General features: G+C 70.5%; 27 protein-coding genes and 2 pseudogenes. 26 read left to right on the forward strand and 3 right to left on the reverse strand.

Going from position 1 to position 23203, the window contains the following annotated elements:
* From GA0115259_RS11515 to GA0115259_RS42770, 10 genes and pseudogenes are all read left to right on the forward strand, one after another.
* Nucleotides 1–1138: MFS transporter (locus tag GA0115259_RS11515; RefSeq protein WP_107469168.1), on the forward strand; the 1138-nt coding region annotated here is incomplete at its 5' end.
* Nucleotides 1139–1215: 77 nt separating this feature from the next.
* The gene (locus tag GA0115259_RS41690) at nt 1216–1422 is read left to right on the forward strand and encodes a hypothetical protein (protein ID WP_237539926.1); all 207 of its coding nucleotides are present in this window, start codon (nt 1216–1218) and stop codon (nt 1420–1422) included.
* Between the two features lie 117 nt (nt 1423–1539).
* Complete coding sequence (locus tag GA0115259_RS11520) at nt 1540–2469, forward strand: ATP-grasp domain-containing protein (protein WP_237539927.1); 930 nt, start codon at nt 1540–1542, stop codon at nt 2467–2469.
* A 184-nt stretch (nt 2470–2653) separates the two neighbouring features.
* Nucleotides 2654–4441, forward strand: a complete 1788-nt coding sequence (locus GA0115259_RS11525; RefSeq protein ID WP_161230348.1) for a type IV secretory system conjugative DNA transfer family protein — start codon at nt 2654–2656, stop codon at nt 4439–4441.
* A complete protein-coding gene (locus GA0115259_RS11530; protein WP_141716532.1) occupies nt 4438–5505 on the forward strand; it encodes a hypothetical protein in 1068 nt (355 codons plus the stop codon). The genes GA0115259_RS11525 and GA0115259_RS11530 overlap by 4 nt, the downstream gene beginning before the upstream one ends.
* Nucleotides 5506–5638: 133 nt before the next feature.
* Nucleotides 5639–5884 (forward strand): hypothetical protein, encoded by a 246-nt coding sequence (locus GA0115259_RS40200; protein ID WP_161230344.1) that lies wholly within the window; start codon nt 5639–5641, stop codon nt 5882–5884.
* Nucleotides 5881–7056 carry a DnaB-like helicase N-terminal domain-containing protein gene (locus GA0115259_RS11535; RefSeq protein ID WP_161230345.1) on the forward strand — a complete coding sequence of 392 codons (1176 nt, stop codon included), beginning with the start codon at nt 5881–5883 and terminating at the stop codon, nt 7054–7056. Before GA0115259_RS40200 ends, GA0115259_RS11535 begins: the two co-directional genes overlap by 4 nt.
* 46 nt (nt 7057–7102) lie before the next feature.
* A complete protein-coding gene (locus tag GA0115259_RS11540) occupies nt 7103–7690 on the forward strand; it encodes a hypothetical protein (RefSeq protein ID WP_093594715.1) in 588 nt (195 codons plus the stop codon).
* 7 nt (nt 7691–7697) lie between these two features.
* Nucleotides 7698–7874 (forward strand): annotated as a pseudogene (locus GA0115259_RS42765) (DNA methyltransferase); the annotation flags it as partial.
* A gap of 121 nt (nt 7875–7995) precedes the next feature.
* A pseudogene (locus tag GA0115259_RS42770) lies at nt 7996–8202 on the forward strand (C-5 cytosine-specific DNA methylase); the annotation flags it as partial.
* Between the two features lie 129 nt (nt 8203–8331).
* Here the strand turns inward: GA0115259_RS42770 and GA0115259_RS11550 are convergent.
* The 3 genes from GA0115259_RS11550 to GA0115259_RS11560 are packed head-to-tail and all read right to left on the reverse strand — an operon-like array spanning nt 8332 to nt 12212.
* Nucleotides 8332–8958 carry a DUF6000 family protein gene (locus GA0115259_RS11550; protein WP_093594718.1) on the reverse strand — a complete coding sequence of 209 codons (627 nt, stop codon included), beginning with the start codon at nt 8956–8958 and terminating at the stop codon, nt 8332–8334.
* Nucleotides 8959–9015: 57 nt separating this feature from the next.
* The gene (locus tag GA0115259_RS41150; RefSeq protein ID WP_202449901.1) at nt 9016–11091 is read right to left on the reverse strand and encodes a tyrosine-type recombinase/integrase; all 2076 of its coding nucleotides are present in this window, start codon (nt 11089–11091) and stop codon (nt 9016–9018) included.
* The gene (locus tag GA0115259_RS11560; protein ID WP_093594770.1) at nt 11088–12212 is read right to left on the reverse strand and encodes a tyrosine-type recombinase/integrase; all 1125 of its coding nucleotides are present in this window, start codon (nt 12210–12212) and stop codon (nt 11088–11090) included. The genes GA0115259_RS41150 and GA0115259_RS11560 overlap by 4 nt, the downstream gene beginning before the upstream one ends.
* Before the next feature lie 399 nt (nt 12213–12611).
* On the opposite strand from GA0115259_RS11560, the gene GA0115259_RS41695 reads away from it, so the two are divergent.
* The 16 genes from GA0115259_RS41695 to GA0115259_RS11645 all read left to right on the forward strand — a co-directional run bounded on the left by GA0115259_RS41695 (nt 12612) and on the right by GA0115259_RS11645 (nt 23011).
* Nucleotides 12612–12920, forward strand: coding sequence for a hypothetical protein (locus GA0115259_RS41695; protein ID WP_093594721.1), 309 nt, complete (start codon nt 12612–12614; stop codon nt 12918–12920).
* Nucleotides 12921–13076: 156 nt separating this feature from the next.
* Nucleotides 13077–13682 carry a DUF4913 domain-containing protein gene (locus GA0115259_RS11575; protein ID WP_093594773.1) on the forward strand — a complete coding sequence of 202 codons (606 nt, stop codon included), beginning with the start codon at nt 13077–13079 and terminating at the stop codon, nt 13680–13682.
* Entirely contained in the window at nt 13679–14440 is a 762-nt protein-coding gene (locus GA0115259_RS11580) for a glycosyl hydrolase (RefSeq protein WP_093594724.1), read from the forward strand. Before GA0115259_RS11575 ends, GA0115259_RS11580 begins: the two co-directional genes overlap by 4 nt.
* On the forward strand, nt 14437–14931 hold the full coding sequence (locus tag GA0115259_RS11585) for a hypothetical protein (RefSeq protein WP_093594726.1): 495 nt from the start codon (nt 14437–14439) through the stop codon (nt 14929–14931). Before GA0115259_RS11580 ends, GA0115259_RS11585 begins: the two co-directional genes overlap by 4 nt.
* Nucleotides 14928–15593, forward strand: coding sequence for a hypothetical protein (locus GA0115259_RS11590; protein WP_093594729.1), 666 nt, complete (start codon nt 14928–14930; stop codon nt 15591–15593). The genes GA0115259_RS11585 and GA0115259_RS11590 overlap by 4 nt, the downstream gene beginning before the upstream one ends.
* Nucleotides 15590–16003 carry a hypothetical protein gene (locus GA0115259_RS11595; RefSeq protein WP_093594732.1) on the forward strand — a complete coding sequence of 138 codons (414 nt, stop codon included), beginning with the start codon at nt 15590–15592 and terminating at the stop codon, nt 16001–16003. The genes GA0115259_RS11590 and GA0115259_RS11595 overlap by 4 nt, the downstream gene beginning before the upstream one ends.
* 21 nt (nt 16004–16024) lie before the next feature.
* Nucleotides 16025–16570 carry a hypothetical protein gene (locus GA0115259_RS11600; protein WP_093594735.1) on the forward strand — a complete coding sequence of 182 codons (546 nt, stop codon included), beginning with the start codon at nt 16025–16027 and terminating at the stop codon, nt 16568–16570.
* A gap of 74 nt (nt 16571–16644) precedes the next feature.
* A complete protein-coding gene (locus tag GA0115259_RS11605; protein ID WP_093594738.1) occupies nt 16645–17475 on the forward strand; it encodes a winged helix-turn-helix transcriptional regulator in 831 nt (276 codons plus the stop codon).
* A gap of 127 nt (nt 17476–17602) precedes the next feature.
* The gene (locus GA0115259_RS11610) at nt 17603–18451 is read left to right on the forward strand and encodes an SPDY domain-containing protein (protein ID WP_161230346.1); all 849 of its coding nucleotides are present in this window, start codon (nt 17603–17605) and stop codon (nt 18449–18451) included.
* A gap of 20 nt (nt 18452–18471) precedes the next feature.
* Nucleotides 18472–19044: an SPDY domain-containing protein gene (locus GA0115259_RS40210; protein ID WP_161230347.1), complete on the forward strand. Its 573-nt coding sequence runs from the start codon at nt 18472–18474 to the stop codon at nt 19042–19044.
* Nucleotides 19045–19362: 318 nt separating this feature from the next.
* A complete protein-coding gene (locus GA0115259_RS11620) occupies nt 19363–19860 on the forward strand; it encodes a hypothetical protein (protein WP_176732511.1) in 498 nt (165 codons plus the stop codon).
* Between the two features lie 1359 nt (nt 19861–21219).
* Nucleotides 21220–21567 carry an SPDY domain-containing protein gene (locus GA0115259_RS11625; RefSeq protein ID WP_093594746.1) on the forward strand — a complete coding sequence of 116 codons (348 nt, stop codon included), beginning with the start codon at nt 21220–21222 and terminating at the stop codon, nt 21565–21567.
* A gap of 63 nt (nt 21568–21630) precedes the next feature.
* A complete protein-coding gene (locus GA0115259_RS11630; protein WP_093594749.1) occupies nt 21631–21981 on the forward strand; it encodes a MarR family transcriptional regulator in 351 nt (116 codons plus the stop codon).
* A gap of 71 nt (nt 21982–22052) precedes the next feature.
* Complete coding sequence (locus tag GA0115259_RS11635; protein ID WP_093594752.1) at nt 22053–22325, forward strand: hypothetical protein; 273 nt, start codon at nt 22053–22055, stop codon at nt 22323–22325.
* Between the two features lie 50 nt (nt 22326–22375).
* A complete protein-coding gene (locus GA0115259_RS11640; RefSeq protein ID WP_093594755.1) occupies nt 22376–22588 on the forward strand; it encodes a hypothetical protein in 213 nt (70 codons plus the stop codon).
* Between the two features lie 93 nt (nt 22589–22681).
* Nucleotides 22682–23011, forward strand: a complete 330-nt coding sequence (locus GA0115259_RS11645) for an esterase (RefSeq protein ID WP_093594758.1) — start codon at nt 22682–22684, stop codon at nt 23009–23011.
* The last annotated feature ends 192 nt before the right edge of the window (nt 23012–23203 follow it).

Genomic DNA, 23203 nt, shown 5'->3' on the forward strand with positions numbered 1-23203 from the left:
CCCGCGCCTGGTGTCCTTCTCGTTCGCCGGATCGCTCGTGGACCGGTGGGGTGCCGGCCGGGCCTTCCGTACCGCCAACCTCGTCCGCGCCATGGTGGTCGCGGTGGCCGGCGGGGTGCTGCTGGTTCTGCCCGCCACCGGTACGGCGACCACCTGGGTCGTCATGACCTTCGGGGCTGTTGCGGGGCTGGTGGCGGAGGTGTCCTTCGTCGCGGTCGAAACCCTCGGCGCCGCAGCCGGCCGTCGGCCCGGCGAGCGGGCGCACCGGGTCCAAGCGGTGCAGACCGGTATCGACCAAGGTGCCCTGCTGACCGGACCGCTGCTCGGCGGTCTGCTGCTCCTGGCCGGACCGCCCCTGCTGATGGCCGTGATCGCGGCGCTGGCTGTGACTGCGGCGGCCGGTGCGCGGGGTCACAGTGACCCGATGGATCACCGTCCGGTTCCCAGCAGCCTGCTGACCGGCTGGCGGACCGTGCGCAGCATTCCCGCTCTGGGCTGGCTGATCGGCGGTCTCGCCGCCTCCAATCTCTCTCTCGGTGTGCTCCAGGCCGCCACTCCCATCACGGTGATTCACCACTACCACCGGTCGGGTGTGGAGGCGGGGACGATGTGGAGCCTGGCGGCCGTTGCCTCCCTGTTCGCTGTGTGGGCCGCCCATCGCGCGATCGGACGGTGGCAGGTGTGGCCGGTCGGCGCGGCAGCCGCCACGCTCTCCACCGCGGCATGCCTGGCCATCGCTTTCGTGCCCGGCTTCCGCGCCTACACCGTGGTGGTCGCGGTGCTGATGGCCGCCGACGGCGTGCTGACCGTGGTCCTGCGCACCCTGCGCAGCCGTCTCATCCCCGCCCGCGCGTTCGGCTCCACCCTCGCGGTCACGATCATCCTGCTCCTGCTGCCGTTCCCCGCCGCCGGAATCCTCGTCGCCGCCGTGCCCGCCGCCGGCCTTCCCCACCTGCTGCTGGCGTGCGCCGTGGTCCAGGGCGTCGTGCTGGGCGCGTGCTTCGCCGGCCTGTGCCGACACCGCGCCGAGGGCAATCCGGCGCTGTCGCCGGTCCGCGCATCCGGCCCGGCCCCAGCTCACACGGCCCCGGCTGACACGCAGGCCAGTGATCCGGCCGTACCGGTCGATACCCCGTGAACACCCTCACCCGCCCACGCCCCCGGCCGGTCCTCCTTCACCTCCCCGCCCAACTCCCCTTCCACGGAGGCTTTTCCATGTCACGGTCCACCTTTGTCGCTGATCCGGTTCTGATCGTGATCGGTGGTACGGACCCGGTGCTGCGCGGCTACTGCATGGAACGGGTTGCCGCCGCGTATCCGGTCGCGCTGATCGATGCCAAGCCGCCGACCTGGCAGCAGGACCTCGTGGTCGACCACGAGGTCGCCGACCCCCGCGACCCCACGTCGGTGATCGCCGCCTGACTCGCGCTGGCCGAACGCCACACCATCGCAGGCGTCCTGACCTGGGACGAATACGCCCTCGTCGCGACCGCGCACCTCACCGCCCAACTCGGGCTGCCGGGCAGCACGGTCGCGTCGATGAACGCCTCCCGGGACAAAGCGGCCAGCCGCCGTCACTTCGCCCAGCACAACGTGCCGTCCGCGACATCCACCCGCGTACACACCCTGCCGGAGGCGACCGCCGCCGCGCACCGCACAGGTTTCCCTGTCGTGCTCAAGCCTTCTTCCCACGCGGGGAGCATCGGTGTCATCCGCATCGACAGCCCCGAAGACCTCACGGCTGGGTGGGAGTTCGCTGTGTCCGGGGCCGGTGCGCAGGGGCGGGAGGGCAGCGGTGTCCTGGTCGAGGAGTATCTGGACGGGCCGGAGATATCCGTGGAGTGCGTCACCCAGCACGGCGTGACCACCGTCATCGCGGTCACCCGTAAGGACGTTGGCTTCGCGCCGTACTTCGAGGAAGTCGGCCACACCGTCACCGCCGGCGACCCGCTCCTGCCCGAGGTCGCCCCGGTCGCCGCCCAGGCGTTGCGCGCCCTCGGTGTGACCGATGGGGTGCAGCATGTGGAGATGCGCCTGACCGGTACCGGTCCGAGGATCGTCGAGGTCAACGCGCGTATCGGCGGGGACATGATCGGCGAACTCGTCCGCCTCGCCACCGGCCTCGATCTGCCCCGCATCGCCGCCGACATTGCCTGCGGAAACACACCGAACCTCACCCTCACCGCGCACGCCACCGCCGCGATCACACTGCTCTACCCGCCCGCCGCCGGCACCCTCACCGCCCGCCGCCTCTCTGCCGTACCGGGCCCGTTGTGTCCGTGGCTGCATCAGGTGACCTGGCTGCGCAACATCGGCGACCAGGTCTGCCTCCCGCCCACCTCACTCCCCGGCGCCGCCCGGGTCGGCTTCGTCATCGTCACCGCCGACAGCCCCGACGACGCGCAGGCCCGCCTGGCGTCCCTCACCGACCAGCTCACCCTGGCCGTCGAACCCCACGCCACCGTCTGAACCGGCGCCGGCCCGTAACCACCCCGGGCCGGGAGGACTCCGCCGCGCTCGTCGCCCACCCGGCATCACCCCGCTAACCCCGCTGCCCGCCCCGCCAGAACAGGAGCCACCCGCAATGACCAGCACAAGAGCGCCGCGCGCACCGCCCCCGCCCGACGCCCACCGCCACCTTCCTGGATCCGACATGCCCGCTCCGCGTACCAGCACGCCCTCGTCCACCACCGGGACCGACACGCTCCTCTATCTCCTCTTCGGCGTCCTCGGCGCCGCGATCGCCGCCGGTTCTCTCGTCTGGTTGGCCGGCAACGTCACCAACGCCCTTGCCGGTACGGGCCCCTGGGCGCCCTTCGAAGCCACCGACGCACTCCTGCGGCCCCAGAAGCTGTGGCCCCACCTGAGCCCCACCGCCCTGCTGATCGGCGCCCGGATCGTCCCGGGCCTGCTCATGCTCGGGCTCGCCGTCACCGGGCTGGCCCTGTGGACACGATGGCGCGGTCCCCGTAACGGCCTTGCCCGCAAAGCCGATCTCGCGCCGCTGCTGGACAAGGAGATCACCGCCAAAGCGAAGACCCTGCGGCCGAGCCTGGCCAAGCTCAAGGCGAAGGAGATCGCCCCGGCCGACCGGGGAATCCTCGTCGGCACCCTCTCGCCGGGCCGCGCCGAAGTCCGCGCTTCCTGGGAGGACGTCCTCGTCGCGATCATGGCCCCGCGCTCCGGCAAGACATCCGGTCTCGCCATCCCCGCGATCCTCGCCGCGCCCGGCCCCGTCCTGCTGACCTCGAATAAGGCGGCCAACGACGCCTTCACTGCGACCGTCGACGCCCGCGCCGAGGTTGGCACGGTGTGGACGCTCGATCCTCAGCAGATCGCCCACCACCCACGTCAGATGTGGTGGGACATCCTGGCCGACGCCCAGGATCTCGCGGGCGCGAAGCGTCTGGCCGGGCACTTTGTCGCGGCCAGTGTGGACGAGTCCAGCGGCTCCGACTTCTGGTCCACCGCCGCCAGCAACACCCTTGGCGCCCTGTTCCTAGCTGCCGCTAGCCACCACCGCCCGATCACCGACGTCCTCGCCTGGCTCGCCTCGCCTGCAGACCGCACCCCGGTGGACCTGCTCACCGACGCCAGCCACGACGCGGTCGCCGCGCAGCTTCAGGGCACGGTCAGCGGCGCCACCGAAACGCGGGACGGCATCTACGAGACCGCCCGCCAGTACGCGAGCTGCCTCCTCGATCCCGAAGTCGCCGCCTGGGTCACCCCCGCCAAGCACCTTCCCGAGTTCCGGCCTTCCGTGTTCGCCACCTCCCGCGACACGCTGTACCTGCTGAGCAAGGACGGGGGCGGTTCGGCGTCGGCGATCATCGCGGCGGCGGCCGATGCGGTGATGCGCGCGGCCGTGGTCGTGGCGGAGCGCTCGGGCGGGCGGCTCGACCCGCCCGCGTTGTGTGTCCTGGACGAGGCCGCCAACGTCTGCAAAATCAGCGATCTCCCCGACCTCTACTCCCACCTAGGCTCCCGGGGTGTCATCCCGATGACGATCCTGCAGTCCTACCGTCAGGGCCAGAAATGCTGGGGCGAGGCCGGGATGGACGCCCTGTGGTCCGCCGCCACCGTCAAAATCATCGGCTCCGGCATCGACGACAGCGACTTCGCCGACCGGCTCTCCCGCCTCATCGGCGACCACGACGTCCAGACCACCTCCGTGTCGACCAGCGACAGCGGCAAGTCCACGTCGGTCAGCATGCGCACCGAGCGGATTCTGCCGCCGGACGCGATCCGGGCCCTGCCCAAGGGACGGGCCCTGCTGTTCGCGACCGGTATCCGGGCGGCCATGCTCGACCTCCAGCCCTGGTACACACAGCCCTCCGCGACAACGGTCGGCCCGGCATCCGCCCGCGCGACACAGGCCATCACCGAGCGAGCCATCGCCAAGTCCCTGGGCCGTCGTGACGACTTCGGGCTGTCGGCATGAGCGTGTGGAACATCCCCGCCGCCGGACGCGTAGCCGCCCTGCGTGAACAGGCCGTCCGGTACGGGGAGGAGTCGGCTGCCGGCCTGTCGGATCTGGAGCTGCTGAACGCGGCGTACGAGTCGGTCCTGCGCGAACAGATCGACACCCGCGACCGCTACATGGGCCTGCTCACCTCCCTGCGCCACCACGACGACGCGGTCCGCACCGCCGCCACCAGCGCGTTCAGGGACCGCGCCGACCGCTACGCGCAGCACGCCGTATGTCAGCACATGCGCCCGTTCGACGCCCTTCTCTACCGCGTCGAGCAGCTTCCCGACCGGCCCGGCCCCCAGCAGATGGACGGGCTGCGCTCGGCGGGCGTACGGGTGCGGTACGAGCTGAAGGAATCCGGTCCGGCCGAAGACCTCATCGACCCCGAAGGAGCGCGGCAGACACTGCGGACCCTGCGGCATGTCGTCGGTGCGCTGGAGGCGCGGGAAGGGCTGGACGCGTCCGAGGTCCTCGGGCTGGTCAAGAACGCCCTCCACAACGAGACGTTGATCGATCTGTTCACCGTCGCAGACCGCGGCACGCCCGTACCGGCCGTGGAGCCGCAGACCCCGCCGTTCGCGGGGCCCGGCTGGAGTGACCTGAGCGGCTTCTGGGCCTACCAGCCGGACAACTCGGGCGCCCATGTGAAGGCGTATCCGGTCGGGGAGGACTGGTACCTGGACCTGTGGTCCGCCCGCGGGCAGTTGCTCACCTTCGGCACCGTACCCGCCACCGAGGTCGCCGCCCTCGCACCCGCACTGACCGCTCAGGCCAGTGCCTGGGCCGACGACCGGTCCGAGTACGCCTGGCGCCGCTTCACCGACACCGCCCAGAACACCCGCACCACCCCACCGGGGCCCGGACAGGACACGCCCAGCCCGGCATCGAGCCGGGCAGTTCCCGATGACACACGGGTCCGCGCGGCCACCGCCTCCTCGCCCAACCGCCCAGCCGGTCGTCCCACGACCAGCCCGGCCCAGAACCCGCCGACCGCGGGGCCCGTGCCTCCCGCAGCTCCCCGCCCCAGCCGCTGACCACAACCCTCCGCACATCAAGGACCCGCCCACGTCTCTCGCCCTGGTCCTGCCACTCCGGCGCCCCCACCCAGGCCGACCTCGGCCTCACCGCCTGAACCCCCAAATCGCCCCGCTCTTCCAGGAGTTCCTCATGTCCTCACCCACTCCTTCCCTCCCCACACCGCGTTCCAAGCGGCTGGCCGGTTCACCGGCCGTACGGCGCGACAGCCAGTGGTGGCTGGTCAGCAGCGCCGGCTCGGTCCTCGCCACCGACCCAGTCTTCACCGGGGAGCTGGACCACTTCGCCACAGCCCTCGCCGCCGCCGACCAAGCCGTCGCCGAACTCCTCGACGAGCAGCACGACTCCCCCGCCCCTCACCCACGGGGGCAGCGGTGAATCCGCTGCTGCGCGCCGAACAGGCAGTGCTCGGCGCTGTTCTCCTCGACCCAGGCCAGCTCACGCGCCTGGACTGGCTCGCGCCGGAGCACTTCTCCCGCCCGGTCCACCGGGCCCTGTTCGCCGCGATGCGCACACTCCACACCAACGCCCACCCCGCAGTGTCAACCAAGGCGAAGGCAGTGGTGCCGCTGTCGTGGGTGACCGACACCGTCGCCGAGGCGAGCCGCCACGTCCGCGGCCTCACCGCCCCCTACGCCCACGCCCTGATCACGGCGTGCCCCCGCCCGGGGAACGCGCCGTTGTACGGCCGGATGGTCCTGGAAGGCGCGATCCACCGCACCGTCACCGAACACGCCGTCCGCCTGCACCAGGCCGCCCGCGCCGACGCCCTGCGGGGAGGCGTCGAGGGAACGCTGCACCAGGCGGACGTCCTGGCCGGAGTGCTCGGCGACCTCGCACGCCGCTGGGGGACCGAACCCCGCCCACAAGCCCCCACCACACCGCCCGCCATCGCAGCCGCCGAACCTCCGCTCGCCGGTATGGACGAGGTTGCCGAGGACGAACGGTTCCTGCTGGCGGTCCTGACCGACCGGTCAGGGGCGATGGATGCGGTGGCCGGGTGGCTGCGGCCGGACGACTTCGCCGATCCCGCCCACGCCCACCTCTACCGGCGCCTGGGGGCGCTGCGCCACCGCGGCGAGCCCATCGACCGGATGACGCTGTTGTGGGAGGCCCAGCGGCGGGGCCTGCTCGCCGACGGCACACTGACCGCCGACCAGCTCGCCGGGATCTGCGACGGCGTGGGTGCCGGGAGTGTCGAGTGGCTGGGCGAGCGGATCATGCGTTCCTCTCTCACCCGCACCGCTGCCGAATCAGCCCGTGCGATTCGGGCGCTGGCCGAGAACGAAGCCTTGGCCCCGGGCCGGCTCATCGGCCACGCCCTGCACGCCCTCGGCCCCCTCAACGACGTCCGCGCCCGCTGGCAGAGCGCCAACGGCATCCCCGCACCAACGCCCGCGCCCGCTCCGACCACCGGCGATTCCCCGCCGGCCCGGGTCCACGCCGCGCTCGCCCGCAGCACACCGCGACCACCGGCGCAGCCCCCGCAACGCCCCGGCACCCTCCCCGCGGCAACCGCCGCGCGTACTTCATCACGGGCTCCCATCTGAACCGCCCGGTCCGTCCCATCCGCTCCTCACTCCTTAGGAACACTCCGTGGTCAAGACTCCTACGATCGACGCACTCGCCTTGCGAGACATGGCGTCCGTGTTCGACGCCCAGCGCGGCAAACTGCCCGTACTCGGTGACCCGCACCGCTCACCCGAACTCACCACCGTCTGCCGCCGGATCGCCGAACTCGGCGAGCTGATAACCCAGTTGAGCGACGAGGTCCTCCTCCGTGTCACCGACCAGGACCGTGCGCCACACAGCGACCGGGTGATCACCGGGTTCGCCTCCGCCATCGAGCCCGCCGGCGACGCCGTCGCCGCTCTGGGCGTGGTGAACCACCAGCTCGCCTTCCTCGCCCAGACCGAACCGTCACACGACCACCCCGACGTACGCGACGCGCGGGAGGCGTCCGTCGACGTCCTGGAAGACGCGCTCTCCCTCGCCGACGAAGCACTGCACGAAGCCGCCACCAGGCTCCACGCCGCCTCGACAACACTCCTGCCCCCGTCCGCACGGCTCCGGGCCGCCCTCAGCCGATCCCACAGCGCCGCCAACGCAGCACCGTCACCGGCGCCCGCCGCGAAGGCAGCCTCCACGACCGCGGGTCCCCCGACGGCCGTACGAGGCCGATGACATGGGCATGAATGCCTCGCACGGTCCGCTGATCGGATCGTTGTGCTCCGGATACGGCGGGCTGGACCTCGGTGTGCAGACCGCCCTCGGCGGCCGGGTCGCCTGGCACGCCGAAACCAGTCCCGACGCCTCCCGGATCCTGGCCCGGCACTGGCCGGGCGTGCCCAACCTGGGTGACATCAGCGCCGTGGACTGGGCTGATGTCGAGCGGGTGTGTGTCCTGACGGCGGGTTTCCCGTGTCAAAGACGTCTCGGTCGCCGGCCGCCGGGCCGGACTCAACGCCCGTACCCGCTCGGGGCTGTGGCTGCATGTCGCCTGTGCGGTCGAAGCCCTCCGTCCCTGCCTGGTGGTGATCGAGAATGTCCGCGGACTCCTCACCGCGCCCGCCGGTTCCCCTGGCGACGTGGAATTCTGCCCGTGGTGTCTGGGAGACGCCCCAGATCAGCCTCCTCTGCGGGCACTTGGTGCCGTACTCGGATCCCTGGCCGACCTCCGGTACGACACTCGGTGGCTCGTGCTACGCGCTTCCGATGTCGGAGCCCCGCATCGCCGCGAGCGGACCTTCCTCGCTTATCTGGACAACCTTGAGTTGTGTGGCTGCGGGTTCCTTCGATCAGGTGTCACCCCTCTGAGGACGACGTCATCGGTTCGTTGCCGGGCGGTGCTCGGCGCTCTCATCGGCGAAGTCGCAGAGCTGGCTGATGTTCTGGCGATAGCTGTCTGGCGTGCCGTGGTGCTCCTTGCGGGGCGGTCCGTCGATCCACTGATGCCAGAGGCCGTCTGGGGTCACGAATCGGGCTGCTTGATCGGCACGGAGCTTGGCGTCGAGGTGGAGGAGCGCGCCCATGGCGGCCGGCTGGTCGTAGTAGAGGTCGGGGCGTCGCAGGTAGCGATCGAGGTAGGCAGCCAGCAGGTCCGCGTCGGCGCGAGTCGCGAACGTGGCGAAGGTGACGCAGTAGGCCGAGCCTGCGAAGCAGACCTGGCTGGCCAGCAACATTTCGCCGAGACGTTCGCGGAACTCAGTTCTGCGGGCGACGGCAATGAGCCAGGCTGCGGTTTTGCGTTCGCGCCACCCGCCTTCGAGCAGGATGGTCAGCTCGCGGGGCGTGATATCGGCGGCGGCCTCGCCGAGCTCCCGTGTGAACTTGGTGCGTTCAGGCTCGGTCATGCGCGTGAGAGGGCCGCCGAGTTTGAGGTAGCGCCTGTCGGGCGTGACGTAGCGGTGGACAAGAGCGAGCAGCTCGGGGTCCTCGTTGGCGTAACGCATAGCCGCATCCTGTCCCGGGCGAAGCCGTTCGACCAGTGCTTTTCTCAGTCGCACTGGTCAGTCGTGTGGTTCGCCGAGGTCGTCGAGGAGGCTGGTGATGCGGTCGGCGACGCGCTGGTGGCGATCGATCTCCCGCTCCCATCCACGGTCCGTTGCGTCGGTGATCAGTTGCCGCTCGACGCAGAGGCGTTCACGCAGGCGTGTCGCGTACTGGGGTGTGGTGACGAACTTCGCGCAGCTGAGGTAGAGGTCGCACTCACAAGGGCCCTCCTGGGGAAGGCGAAGGCAGCGTCCAAGCTCGAGTTCGGTCTTGTAGAAGTTGGTCTTGAGCCAGTCCAGCGCGTCCTGGTCGAGTTGCCCGGAACGCAGGGTGTCGGCGAGGGGGCCGGCGATGGTGGCGCCTGGCTGAAGCACGGCCTGGTAGTCGGCCAGGACGGTGGGGTCGGAAATGTGCGTGTAGGTCATCGACATGCCGGGGCTCTTGTGGCCGAGGACCTTCATGATGGTCTGGACCCGGGCGCCCTTCTCGGCGAGTTGGGTGCCCAGGGTGTGCCGGAACCGGTGGGGGTGGATCGCGGGTTTGCCGAGGCCGTTGAGGATGGCGAGCTCTTCGCAGATCACGCGGAGCGGGTGGGCGAAGAGGTAGTCGGGGCCTGCGATCACGCCGTTGCGCAGGAAGAGGTAGCGCGTCGGGCGCCCGAGATCGGGGTCGTGGATCCCGCGGTCGGATTGGGCCTGCCGCAGTGCGGCGAGAGTACGGATGGCCTCGGCGGCTTCCTTGTGGAGCGGGACAATGCGCTCCTTGAGGGCCTTGCCCGCTGCGAGCCGGAGCCGGGGCGTGCCGTCGGGGTAGGCGTCGAGGCAGTCGAGGTGGAGCTTGCGGATCTCGGTGCGGCGGGCGCCGCTCCACCGGGCGACCAGCAGCGCGCACCGCTGGAGGGGGCATTCGAGGGCCCGGACGCGGTCCATGACCGGGCCGAGCTGGTCAGCTGGGATGAACCGGGGGACGCGTTCGATGACGCGGGGCATGTCGGCGTGCGTGATCAGGGGGCGCGCGGGGACGTCGTCCCATTCGGCGACGGCGGCGTAGCGGAAGAGCACGGCGACGGTGGAGATGATGCCGGCGCGGTAGGCCCGGCTCAGCGGCTGGTCCGGGTGCTTGATCTTGTGCAGCCGGTGGACGGACTCCATGAAGTCGACCAGATCAGCCCGGTTGAGCTGGTCAAGGCTGTCGATGTGTGGGCGTTCGGTGTCCAGCCAGAGGCCGAAGCGGCGCAGCCCGCCGCGGGTGCTGGACATGCTCTCGGGCCGCAGGACCAGGGCGCGTTCGGCAAGGAAGCGTTCGAAGACGGCGTCGATGCGCGGTTTGCTGCTGAGCTGCGGCAGCGCAACCGCCTCCTCCCTGGCCGGCGGGCGGGCGGTGATGCCGGCGTGGAACAGCGCCAAGCCGGTGCGGTATGCGTTGGTGCCCCACGACGCTTTCAGGGTGGGACAGCGGTCCTCGCCGACGACGTGGAGCAGGCCGGGAATGCGCTCGCAGTGGCGGATGGCATTCCGCATCCCCTCGATGTCGTCGCTGGTGACCGTATGCAGGTCCGCGTTACCGCGGTGTATCGCCAGGCGGATCAGGCCCCAGGGAACGCGGAAGGCTTCGTCGTCGCGGACGTGTCCGAGCGTGAGGAGACGGGTGCGCAGGTCCTCGCTCTGATCGCGCAGCGGCAGTTGGAGCTGGTCGGCGACGAGGAATGGTTTGAGCACTCCGATGCCCAGCAGCCAGCCCCAGTCCATGCGCAGGCGACCGGTAAGCGCGAGGTAGGTCAGGTAGTGGCGGGCGTTGAAGTTGATCCAGGCCGTGGTCGTGTCGAAGCCGGGTTCGGGCGCGCGGCGCCGGTTCTGTCCCTCGCCGTTGCGCCAGCCGAGGCGGACTCGGAGCGGCAGCGCGAACCAGGCGTGCAGGTCTGGGTAGGTGCGGACGAAGCGCAGCCGGAAGCTGGCGTGCTTGCGGCGCCACGGTGCGGTGATCGGCAGGCCGCCGGTGAACGCCGCGTACTCCGCTTCCGGGCAGTGCCGGGGGACCTGCTCAGCGAGGGTGGGAGACGATGACACCGCCCGTAGCGGGGCGTCCGCACTCACGTGGCCTCCCCTCCGATCGCCCGCCGGTAGTCCTTGACGACCTCGGGATCACTGACCCGGGTGTAGACCTTCATCGAGTCCGGTGTCGCGTGTCCGAGCCGCGCCATCAGCGTCAGCTCCCGCATGCCGCCCTCGAACATCCTGGTGGCGTGGGTGTGCCGCAGGCTGTGCGGCGTCAGCCAGGCATCGCGCACCCCGGCCCGCTGTGCAGCCCGGGCGAACATCCGCACCAGCGCGTCGTAGCCCAGCGGCTCACCCCGCCGCCTGCCCCGGCCCCCGACGAGAAAGACCCAGGGACTATCCGTATCGGACGGCCTCTCACGCATCACATAGGCATTCAGGGCCGCCAAGGCCCGCCCCTCGTGAAGGTCCACCACGCGGTCCCGGCGGGACTTCTGCTGCACTCCTCGCGGGTGATCGTCCCGCTTGCGGACCGTCACCCGACGCTGGCCGTAGGAGACGTCCTCCAGCCGCAGGCCCAGGACCTCACCCGGTCGCAGCCCGCCCTCCCACATCACTTCCAACAGCGCCAGGTCCCGGCGGGTCCGCAGCTCATCGACCAAAGCCCGGTAGACGGCTTCCGGCATCGGGCGCGGTACCGCCTCCACTGTCTTGACCCGCAGAACCCGGCGAACCGGCTGCTGCCGACGGGCGTTCATCAACGGTGGCCGGTACCGGTCCGGCACGCGCGCTGCCGCCTGGTCGACCTTCTTGACGATCGGGTTGTCCCGGCCAGCGTACTTCTCGCTGGCGATCAAGAACTCGTAGAACGAGGACACCGCAGCCAAGACCCGGTTGCACGTCTTCGCCGACAGCACCCGTCCCTCGCCCGTCACGACCGCCAGCTCCAGCCGCTGAGCACGCCGCGACGACGACGCCAGCCGTAGCCACTCCAGGAACTCCACCGCTCGGGCCGGCGTGAATCCGCCCGCCCCGATCCCTCGTTCCTCACAGAACAGGTAGAGCTTTTGCAGATCGTGAGCATAGGCCCGGACGGTGTTCGGCGAGTACGCCCGCACCGTCAACAACCGCAAGAACTCATCGACTTCAACCACCGGCTTGCCGGACGCGTCGACCAACCGCACCTGGGGCTGACCCACTGCCGCATCGGGCATCTTCATCACTCGCACGGTCGGAACCCTACGCACGCGGCGCAGAGCACACAGTCACCTACAAGGACGAACTGTCCAGATAACTTCGTCGCCTGGCCCGCCGGACACACTCCTCAAGACCCCGACCAGCAACATCGCGAGGAACGGCGGCTCCCAGCACCCCGCCAAACGCAAGAGCGGCGGTCACGGCCCGAATCTGGCGGACGAGGTGGAGTGGCTGCTGCCCACTCCCAAAGCGTCGGACGGGATCAAGGGCTCACCGAACCAGCGCCACGGCAACGGCGACATGACCCTCCCCTCCGCAGCCGCCTCGCTCCTGCCGACTCCCCATCCGGCCCGTACGGGCACACCCGGCCAGCGTCCGGGGAGCAGCCGACGCCCGCCGTTGCCGGCGGACGTCCTGCCGCTGTGGTCCGACACGAGCCCGCAGACCGGGGATCCGACGGGCGATGGGGACCGTATGCCTCCGCCGTCACCCGATGGGAGACGCTCACCCGCCCCGCACCCTCGCCCACCGACGCGGGCGGACGCCTGCGCGCGGAATTCGTCGAGTGGATGCAAGGGCTCCCGCCAGGCTGGGTCACCGCCACCGAGGGCCTGGGCCGGCCAGCACAGCTCACCGCCCTCGGCAACGGCGTCATCCCCCAACAAGCCACCCGCGCGGTGAAGTTGCTGGCACCGCCGTTCCCGCGCTGCCCCCACTGCACCACCCGGTAGCGGCCCCTTACCACCCTCTTCCGGCCGGGCCAAATCCCGGAATCTGCGGATCCTCTTCCCCATGCCGTCCTCGAACCGATGGAGCACTGCCGTGACCTGCAGAAGAGCGCCGAGCACCCCGTCCCGCCCTGCTCGCTCTCACTTCTTGGATCCGTCATGTCAGACCCCAGCACGGCCGCCCCCGAACCCGAGCCCTTTCGCGTTCCCGACGAGGATCTCGACGACCTCGCCACCACGCTCGCCCGCACCATGGCCGAGGTCCGCCACCACGGCGTCATCCTCGACCGCCTCGGCACCGACCCCGCCGCCGAACCCGCGACCCGGCCGACCACCACACCCGTCCCCGGCACCGAGAACACCAGTGCCGGGCAGGGTGACGGCCCGGCGTCCGTGTTCATCCTCGCGCTCGGCGGCAAGGCGTACACCGCCGAGCTGGCGGCACTCACGGACTGGGTGAACTACCTCTTCCTGCCCGTCTACGGCCGGGAGATCAGCACCACCCGCCCCTGGTGCGACCAGTGGCACGAACATCCCGAGGCCGTCGCCCGCCTCCATGCCCTCTGGCTCGCGTGGCAGCAGCTCACCGACGCCGAGGCCGGCCTCTCCGGCCCCTCCACCTGGCACCGCGACCACCTCGACCACACCCTGGTCCACCTGCGTGCCCCGGACGGGCCCTTCGCCGCCTGCACCACCAGCCCAACCCGCCCCAACCACCGCGTCCTCGCCACCCCAGCACCCGAAATGGCGGGAGCGGTCCAGTGAGCGTCGAAGTCGACTTCCGTCTCGACGGCTTCGAGCCCGCCGACACCGACTCCGCAGACGCGGAGCAGAGTGTGTGGGCCGGGGATCTCGCGGTGCTGGCCGAGCACCACACCCCCAGCGGATCGCACAGCTACCTCATTGCCCACGACACCTCAGCGACGTGGGGTGTGCCGGGCGAGCCGCAGCTCGTCTCGGTCAGGATCACCCGGGAGCTGGGCGTCCGTACATTCACCTTCGAATCGGCCCCGCACGCTGGCCTGGCCTTCGCCCAGGGCTGGCTGATCGAACGCGGCTGCCCGCCCGACCCCATCACCCAGGTCAATACGGGCATCGCACCCGCGGACGACCTCACTGTCCAGGCCGAGCAGAAGATCCGCGACTCAGCCAGTCGCTACGAGGTCCTCCACACCTACACGACGGAGGACTACCCGTACGAGACGTGGACCATGGCCCGCGACCAGCGCGCCGTACACGATCCGGTCAGGGTCTTCCTCGAAACCAGCAGCGCCGTCGCCGATACGTACACCCTGCGCGAGGGCGCGTTCGCCGACGAGGAAGCGGCGATGGACTGGCTGTTCTACCGCCACAGCCCCCTGCCCCGGCCGCCGGAATACCACGGTGACGCGGCAGGGGCACGCAGCCGCGCGGCCCTCACCCGCTCCACCGGTCCCACGGTGCCCTCCCCGGCCGAGGTAGGCGGCAGTGCCGCGCCGTCGGCAAGCGGGGCGGTACGGACGACAACGTCGAGGCCGTTGTGAGCCCGGCCCGCTTCGCGTTCGCCGCGCACCCCGACGCCCTCACCGACCTGCGCCAACTCCCCGACCTCATCCGCGACCAGGCCCTGCTCCACCTCCAGGATCTCGTCCACGGCGAGCGCGTCGCCAAGCGCCTGGAGGGCCGTCTCGAAGGGTTCCACAAGGTTTACCTCGGCACCGGCACCGCCTTCGCCTCCCACCGCCTTGTCGTCCAGTTCCGCCCCGCGCCACCCGGCTCCCGGTATGCCCGCGAGGTCTACCTCGTCGCCGCCGGATCCCGCGAGGACTACGCCGCCTACCGCACCGCCCAGCTCCGTATGAACCGCACCGGCCTCAACCAGCCCGCCGACACCGGCCCGGCCGACGAGGCACGGGTACGGGCCGCCCGCGCCCGTTCTCCTCACACGGGCGAGAACCAGTTCGGCCCGGCACCCGCCCGTACGGCGTTCAGCACGAGCACTCCCGCCGCCGATCCCCGAAAGGCCCTGCGATGACCGCCAGCCGCACCCCGCTGTCCCGCACCGAACTGGCCGGCCTGCTCACCGACACCGCGCGCAGCGTCTCCGGCATCCTGACCGCCGAGTACCCCACCCCCGCCGGACGGTCCTACCTGCACCCCGTCCTCGGTCCGCTGGCCGCTGGCCCGCGGGTGATCGGCGAGCTGAACGATCGGCTCGAAGAGTTCTTCGGCGAACCGCTCCCGGCCACTCCCGCCGGCCTGTTCACCCTCGCCTCCTACGCCTCCGCGCTCGGCTGGCTCACCGAATCCCTCGCCGAACTCACCACCTCCGTCGACCAGATCTGCACCCGTGCCGGCCTCCCCACCACACCACAGCCGGACCCGGACTCCGTCCCGCCCGGCGACGCCGAACCGACCGAGCCGGGCTTCCGGTTCAGCGCGCTGGAACTGGCCGCCATCCGTACTGCTGCCGAAGCGGCTGGCCTCACCCCCGGCGGGTACGTCGACGTGCTCTCGCAGTCGCTGCTCGCCGACTCCCGCATCACCGACGCCTGCACCGAAATCTCCAGCGGTCTGCGTGAAGACGCGAAGTACGTCCTCGACGAGGTCACCAACCGCGTCCGGCTCGGCGACGGCCCCGGCAGCCTGCCCACCCTTGTCCGGTCCCTGCTGGCGCGCATGGAGGCCGCGGAATGATCCCGACCAACCCCGTCGAGCGACGCGCTGTACTCCCGACTCCCGCACAGTTCACGGCCCTGCAGGAGATCCAGCGCGGCACCATCGTTCTCAGTGAACGCACCCTGAACACGAGCTGGTTCATCTCCGGCTCCCGGGTACGGATCTCCATCCCGACCCTGCGGGTCCTGGAAAGCAGGAAATGGATCAGGCGGGATACCAGCACCTCCCTGTACCGGGGACAGGCGGTATCACTCACCCCGCGGGGCGAGGCAGCTCTTGAGGCCGCGCGGACAGCCGGCCCGCGCGTGTCCGCCGCTCTACGCCGCAGCCGCCCGGCCTCCGATCCCAATCCGTCCGCCGCCGCACACAGCCCGGTCGAGCCCAACGCTGCGCCGACTCCCGCGACCAAGCCCTCCCGTTCCCGCTGAACGCCCAGGAAGGAAGAGACCATGTCCACCGTCACCTACACCCGGCGTCTGGTCGAGCACCGCTACGGCCGCCCGCTGGAAGAACTACGCAGCAGCACCGCGCACATCGGCTCGGTTGATCCCGTCCTGCCCATCGTGCTGCGGCGGTTCGCCTCCCTCACCGACACCAGCGACCGCATACGCGCCGCCCGCCGTGATCTCGACGCGGCCTGGCAGCATTGCCGCTCCGCAGAGAACAGCCTCGACGACCCTCTTCTGCGCCACGCCACCCGTGTCGCGGACCTGGAGCGGCAGGAAGCGTCACAGGCCGAGGCCCTCTGGGACCTCCTCGACGTCCGCCTCCTCCTGGAACAGTCCACACCCCTTCCTGCCTTCGCCCGGCGGAGGTGCACCGCTGCGGACGACGCAGAAGACCTGATGGCCACCGCCCGTCAGGTCGCCGCCCGCCTGCCCCGGCTCAACCGCGACACCCTGCGCCAGGCCCTGCGCGACCACGGCATCCACGCCAGCAACCGGCGCCTCGGCACCGTCCTCCACCGCCTGCGCACCGAGCACCCCCGCCGGTAATACGAGGTCCCAGCACCGGACCGGCTACACACCGGCCCCACCGAACCCTCCCCGCCTCACCTGGAGTTACCGCAATGACCACCACCTCACAGCCCGGCACTTCCCTGACCGGCTCCGTCGACGCCCAGCGGGTCGAGCACGCCCTCGCCGTGATCGCGCCCCGGTGGACGGCCTGGACCGTGCAGACCCTCGCACAGCACGGCAGCCCCATGCGCGTGAATGACGTCGCCGCCCAGCTCCCGTTCGTCCGTCACAACCTCATCGGCAAGCGGCTGTTCGAGATGCGCAGGGACGGACTGGTCACCCGTACCGACACACGTTTCCGCGCCCCGTACCAGCTCAGCGCCTCCGGCCGCGCGTTCGAACCGGTCCACCGCGCCCTGTCCGAATGGTCCAAGACTCACGTCCCGCTCGGCGCGGCAGCCGGCGCCGAGCGCGTCGAGGACGCACTTCGCCGCCTCCACCTGCGCCATACGACCGCGGTAATCCAGCTCCTCGACACCAGCGGCCCCATGCGGTTCGTCCACATCGCCGAAGAAGCCGGACTGGACAACGCCCTCGCCTACCAGCGGCTGAACCGCCTCCAGACCGACGGACTGGTAACCCGAACCGGACCACGCCACGGAGACCCCTACACCCTGACCGAAGCCGGCCGCGCCCTCGGTCCTGTCTACACCGCCGTCGAGCAGTGGAGCCATCCCACCGCTCCAGCGCGTACCGCCGCCGCACCAGCCGCGACAGCCACCCGCACCCACACCGGGGCGCGCACGGAATCGCAGGAGATACGTGCCGCAGCGGCGCTGCGCCGGACCACGGCCTCCTCCAGCGGCCTGTTCAGCCACGCCTCCCAGCCGCAGGCCCGAGCAGCCATCACCGCGCAGTCCGCCCCACGCCGAGGCCGGTGACCCGGTCATGGATCCCAGCACCAGACCACCATCCCCGCCACCCCTGCCGCCCCGTGCCCGCGCGCCGCCGTACCGCCCGCATCCGGCTGCGTGCGGGCCCGTGCCCCTCCCGCCAGGAACCCTCACCATGAGCCCCCTCCCGCTGGGCGAACCCTCTCCCGACACCGACATGCTGGTCTTCCCCGTCTACCTCGCCGGACCCGGAGACACCACCACCATCCACGCCCCGTTGTCCGCCGCCCACGGCTGGGGCACCGTGAACACCACCACTGGGCTGATGCTCACCAGTCCGCGGGGAGACGCGCTGGTGGCCTCCGTTCCCGAAAGCCGGTACGGGGGCTGGAAAATCACCCAGTACCGCGAGCCGCTCGGCATGCCCGTCTGGTCCGCCAGCTTCAGCCAGAACACCCCGGCCGAGATCACCTCGGCCTTCACCCGCGCCCTCGCCCAGGGACTGCCCAGCCATCACCGCGACTTCCTCCACGGCGGCCCCCACCACCGGCCCGCCAGCCCCGCCCGCACCCTCGCCGACCGCAGCTGGCATACCGAAGACACCGCCTCCTACCTCTACCAGTACGCGCCGGACGGGCACGCCTACTTCCGCCTGCACAAGGACCACCTCGACCACTACACCGAGCTAGAGGGTGGGGGACCCGCGCAGTGGACGATGTACGGCTGCGTGGAGTCCGTCAACGGCGAACGCTGGCACGCCGACTTCACCAGCACTACACCCCTCTACCTCGTACAGGAAGCTGCGCTCGCGCTCAGCAGCACGGACCCCGTCAGGCGCCCGCTCCACGCCATCCCCGAGCGGAACCTCCCCTACATCACCGCCCGGCCCAAGGAGGCGAGCCCGGACCCGCGCCAGTCGGCGGCGCTCGTCCGCACTCGGAACACTCAGCCCACAGCGCCGGTCCCGGCCGCCACACCGCCGGTCGGCGGTCCGTCCGCGCCGGCCCCGCCGCGACGCCGCTGACCGCACCCTCCGGAGACACCGTGCTGAACAGCCAAGACACCGATCAGTGGCGCGAGTACCACGTCACCCCGCGCTACCTCGCCGGACCGACCTACACCGGCGATCCCGCCCTCCGGCCCCTCCTCGACCTGCACTGGAAACTGACCCACGACGAGCTGGGCAACGTCTACGTCGCCTCACCCGACCACACCGTCCGCCTCGGCTACCTCCCCGAAGGCGACGACAACACCCTCTGGAAGATCACGGCGTACTCCGACGCCTTCGCCATGCCCCGCTGGCTGGTCACCTTCCAGAACAGCACCCCCACCGAAATCGTCGCCGACTTCACCACCGCACTCGCCGCCGCCTACGCCGAGGGCCCCGATTCCTACCTCTACTACGGCAACAACACGCTCGCCGACCTCGACGTCGGCACACCCCTCGCCGCAGCCGGCTGGAGCCACAGCTTCGGCACCACCGACGTCTCCTTCCGCTCCCCGGACGGCCTCGCCGAAGTCCACCTGCGCCGTCACCGCCTCGACCATCGCGCCGAAATGACCGGCCATCAAGAGCGATGGCTCATGCACGCGGGCCCGCCCGGAGACCGCTGGTAGGCGACCGCCTCCTCCTTCACCCCCGAGGGACTGGTCGCCGCAATGAACACCGCCCTCAGCGACCCCGCACCCGTCACCCGCTACGGCTACGACCTACATCACCTTCCCCCACAAGCCACCGCCACCCCGGTCAAACCCCCGGTGCCAACACCACTGGACGTACGCCGCGCCCAGGCCGCCAGCGCCCGCTCCACTGTGCCCCCGTCTGCCAGCGCGCGGCGCGTTATCCCGGCGCCGCGCCCACCGTCGGCTCCACAGGTCCCGCGCCCGGGGCACAGCCGCTGACCACCACCCTTCTCACGCCTCCTGGAGCCACCTGTGTCCGACACCACCGCCCTCGGCCAGGCCACCTCGCTGATCGAGAAAGCCTGGGGCCGTCCCATCGACGCGCTGGAAACCCTCGCCATCAACCGTCCGGTCGAAGACCCGCTGCTGCGCTCGGCGATGCACATCCGCTCAGCTCTCCTCGTCCTGGACACCACAATCGCCGTCCACCAGCAGCGTCTGCACACGCTCACCCGGCCCGGCCACGTGCCGGCCTTCCACGACTTGGAACGGATCACCAGCTCAGCAACGGACTTGCGGCTCGCACACGCCGAAGGCCGCACAGCCCTCCAGGCGATCAGCCGCGTGATCGAGGCCCGCAAAGCCACCACGACAGCGAATCGGGCACCGACAGACCATCTGACACAGGCCGCTACCACCCGGTCCACGCATGTACCACGCTCCCTGGCCCACGCTCACCCAGCGCCGTCCACGGCCTCTCCGCCCCAGCCATATCGCCCGGGGGCAGCCCGCACGGCTTCCGACCCCTGACCCTGCTTGGGACACCGCCGGAACTCCCGTGCCGGAACGGCGCATCGATCGGCAAGACGTCCATGCCGCCAACGTGGGATCTCGACGATCGGCAGGACAGGAAAGGTCACGGGCAGCGCGGGATCGGGTCGGACACGGGACTGGCGTTCCGCAGGCCGACGAGTTCCGTGGCGTCCTTGGTTCTTGGAGGAGCGGAAGTGTAGGGCCTTCACTCGAATGGCCTACACCCGTTGGCTCCGGGCCATGCGCCGCTCGCAGTGAGACACACGGGTGACCAGCCCTGATGCGCTTCGGAGGAACATCCGCGATCGTCCAGAAGCCCAATCTCTGAAGTACCCAGCCACGTAATCCGCGTTAAGTTTTACGCGTCACAATTGGCGAAAGCGACTCCGCGGTTTCCCAAGCTTCGTTAGTGTTGACACGTGAGGCGACAGGCCGGTTACGAGATACAGCTCGCCAAGATTGACTGCTCTCCTTGCCCAACGTGGCCCTGTCGTAGTGGGGCACACGCAGGAGGAGAGCGGGTTGTGCCGGGCACCCGTTGACGCGGGTACCCGGCACGGATGAGAGCCATCTGCGTCACAGACCACGGCTCTCAGCCTCTGGGGTCTCGGGCGCCCGCGGGTCGCTAGCCGACGATCTTGTCCACCAAGAACAGGATCAACAGCCAGGCCCAGCGTCCGAGGCCCCTCTTTGTCACTGACGTGTCCCGCGGTGCCGCATGGCGCGGCCTGCTACGACTCATATCCACCTCTCATTCGCACGGCACCAGAGGCTCGGCGTGTGCCGACGGTGATGCATGCCGAGCGGGCGAGAGGTGGCCGACGCCAGCTCAACAGCACGCTACGTCACATCGCGTGCGCGCGGAGCCACTTGGCCATAATCAACCCGAGCGAAACAAAAGCGAGGGCCCCAAACAGAAGGCCGCTACCACGTAGTTCAGCGAAGCACCGCGACGCGGGAAGAGACCGGCGGCCGACGCCGACCAACGGCGCCCCGCACAGGGGTGCTTCTCTCACGATGCCCAGGCTCTCGCCGCCCGCCGTTTTGCATGCACGGCCCACTGGCCGTCGATGACGACAGCGATGCCGTCCGGCGTCCACGGCTGCCCGTACGCACGGCACCTGCGCCCCAGCCAGGCGCCGCTCTCGTACCGGCGTGTTCGGCCACGTCGTCACTCCGGCTCCTGTACGGCACGCCGCAGACGATGCATTCACCGACCTGGCCGGACGCCCTTCGGCGGCCAGTTCACCCACGGCAGACACCCTCCCCCGGGAAACGACTACGTACCTCGGCACACCGCATGTCAACGTACGGACGTCGGGAAAACCCGCAGGTCAACGAAGGGACCGTCCCACCGTGAACACCTCCAGCACCCTCCTGCCCAACGTCGTCCGCCCTGCCGTGGAGGACCGCGCGTGGCTCTCCAGCGACCACTGTGCGGGCCCTGTCCTTGACTTGCTCGGGGGGCTCGGCTGGGCGATGGTCGACACCCCGGAGGCCAACGTGCACTGCACCAGCCCGGACCGGCGCGTCTACGTCGGCTGGCTCCCCGAAGACCCGTCCGCGTGGAAGCGCGACATCGTCTGGCAAGTCAGGGTCGACCCCGCCGAAGGAGAGCCCTGGGTCCAGGAGTTCGGCCCCGACACCCCTTCCGAGGCCGTCGCTGGCTTCCTCGCCGCCCTTGTCGCCAGCCCTCTTCGCTGACATCCCCCGGCGGCCTGGCTCCCTGCCGGGCCGTTGTTCCTCACCGTCTCTCGGAAGGATCCCGTGAAGCTCGCGTTCGACCTCAACAGGCTTCCCGGTCCCGCCATCGCGGGCCTCGGCGTCATCAGCACGGTCACCACCGCGCCGGACACCCTCACCTTCGTGCTCAGCCTCGCGGTCACCGCCAGCGGCACCCTCCTCACCCTCGACGACCTGCGAGAGGACTCCCTGCGCCGCGACGCACGGATCGTCGCCCATCTCGCGAAGGCCCCTGGTGCCCGTACGCGCCAGATAGGCCGGGCCCTGGGACTTCGCGACCGGACAGTCGGCAGGTCTCTCACCCGCCTGGTCAAGGACGGCCTGGTGGTGCTGGAGACCGAGAACCCGATGCGCTCCTACCGGCTGTCCGACTGATCCCGCCCCACCTGCCCGCCGGTCCGGACGTCGAGCCGGCCGGCCCCCACCCCGACCGGGAGGAACACCCGTTGCCATACCGCGCTCCGCTGACCAACCACCACGCCGACGACTCGATCTGCCCGCCCGAGCACAAGCACACCGTCACCGGCAAACCCCGTCACCCCGAGTGCCCCGGCCGCTTCTACTCCCAGGCCGTCTGCTCCTGCGGCACCTGGGAGATCAAGCACCCCGGCAAGGGCTACGTCAACGAATGCCGCAGACGACACCTCGACACCCACCAGAAGGAGGACAGCCCCGGCCCGGAAGTGCTGCGCAACCTGCTCCGCATCGACCCGCAGTAACGCCCGCGCCAGCACGTCCGTCCTGCCCGCGTCGCCCTCCGGAGGTTCCCTTGCCACAACACCTGACCGTCGGCCACCTCATCCGCCAGCTCCAGACCATGGACCCCGGCCTGCCCGTCCGGCTCGCCGTCAACCCCGACTGGCCCTTCACCCACTTCATCGCCGAAGACGTCATCGAACGCGACGGCGTGGTCTTCATCGCCGAGGACGGCCAGGAGGGGTACCTCCCCGCCCCCGTCCGCGACGCCCTCAACTGGTCCTGACCCAGCCGCTTCCGCCCTGCTCAGGAGGTCTGTATCCCGCCACAACACCCGCCTTCCCCTCCGCGCCCACTGCTCGGCCTCGCCCTGCGGCCCATGCCGGCCGAAGTACGCGGAGCCCTCGTCCAGAGCATCTCCTCGCTGCCCGACGGGCCGCTCGACATCACCTGGCTCCCGGCGGACACCCCGAAACTCCCTCCCGGCCGCATCCGCCTGCACTGGGAACCCGCCTCCCCCGCAGGCTGGAACATCACCGCCCACCTGGGCCTGCCCACCACCGAGGTCCTCCTCGCCACATGGCCCAACGCCCCGGACACCTGGCCACGCCTGGTCCGCCCCACCCTCTACGAGGTCACCGGCCTGTGCGCCGCCCTCGGGGTGGCCACCGCCGCCCTGGGCCTCTCCAACCGTCTCGCCGGGACCTGACCGGCACCGCACCAGGGCCGCCCCACGCCGACCAGCACGGGGCGGCCCTCGCCGTATCCGCAGCCACCCGGACGGTGCGTACGCTCAACGCTGACGAAAGCAGGAGGAGACGACGGCCGACGAACACCAGCTCTAGGGCCTGTCTGACAAATGATCACCCGGTGGGTTCGCGGAGCCACAGGACCAGGGCTG

The organism is Streptomyces sp. MnatMP-M17 (assembly GCF_900091995.1).
In the GTDB taxonomy this organism is placed as follows: Bacteria; Actinomycetota; Actinomycetes; order Streptomycetales; family Streptomycetaceae; genus Streptomyces.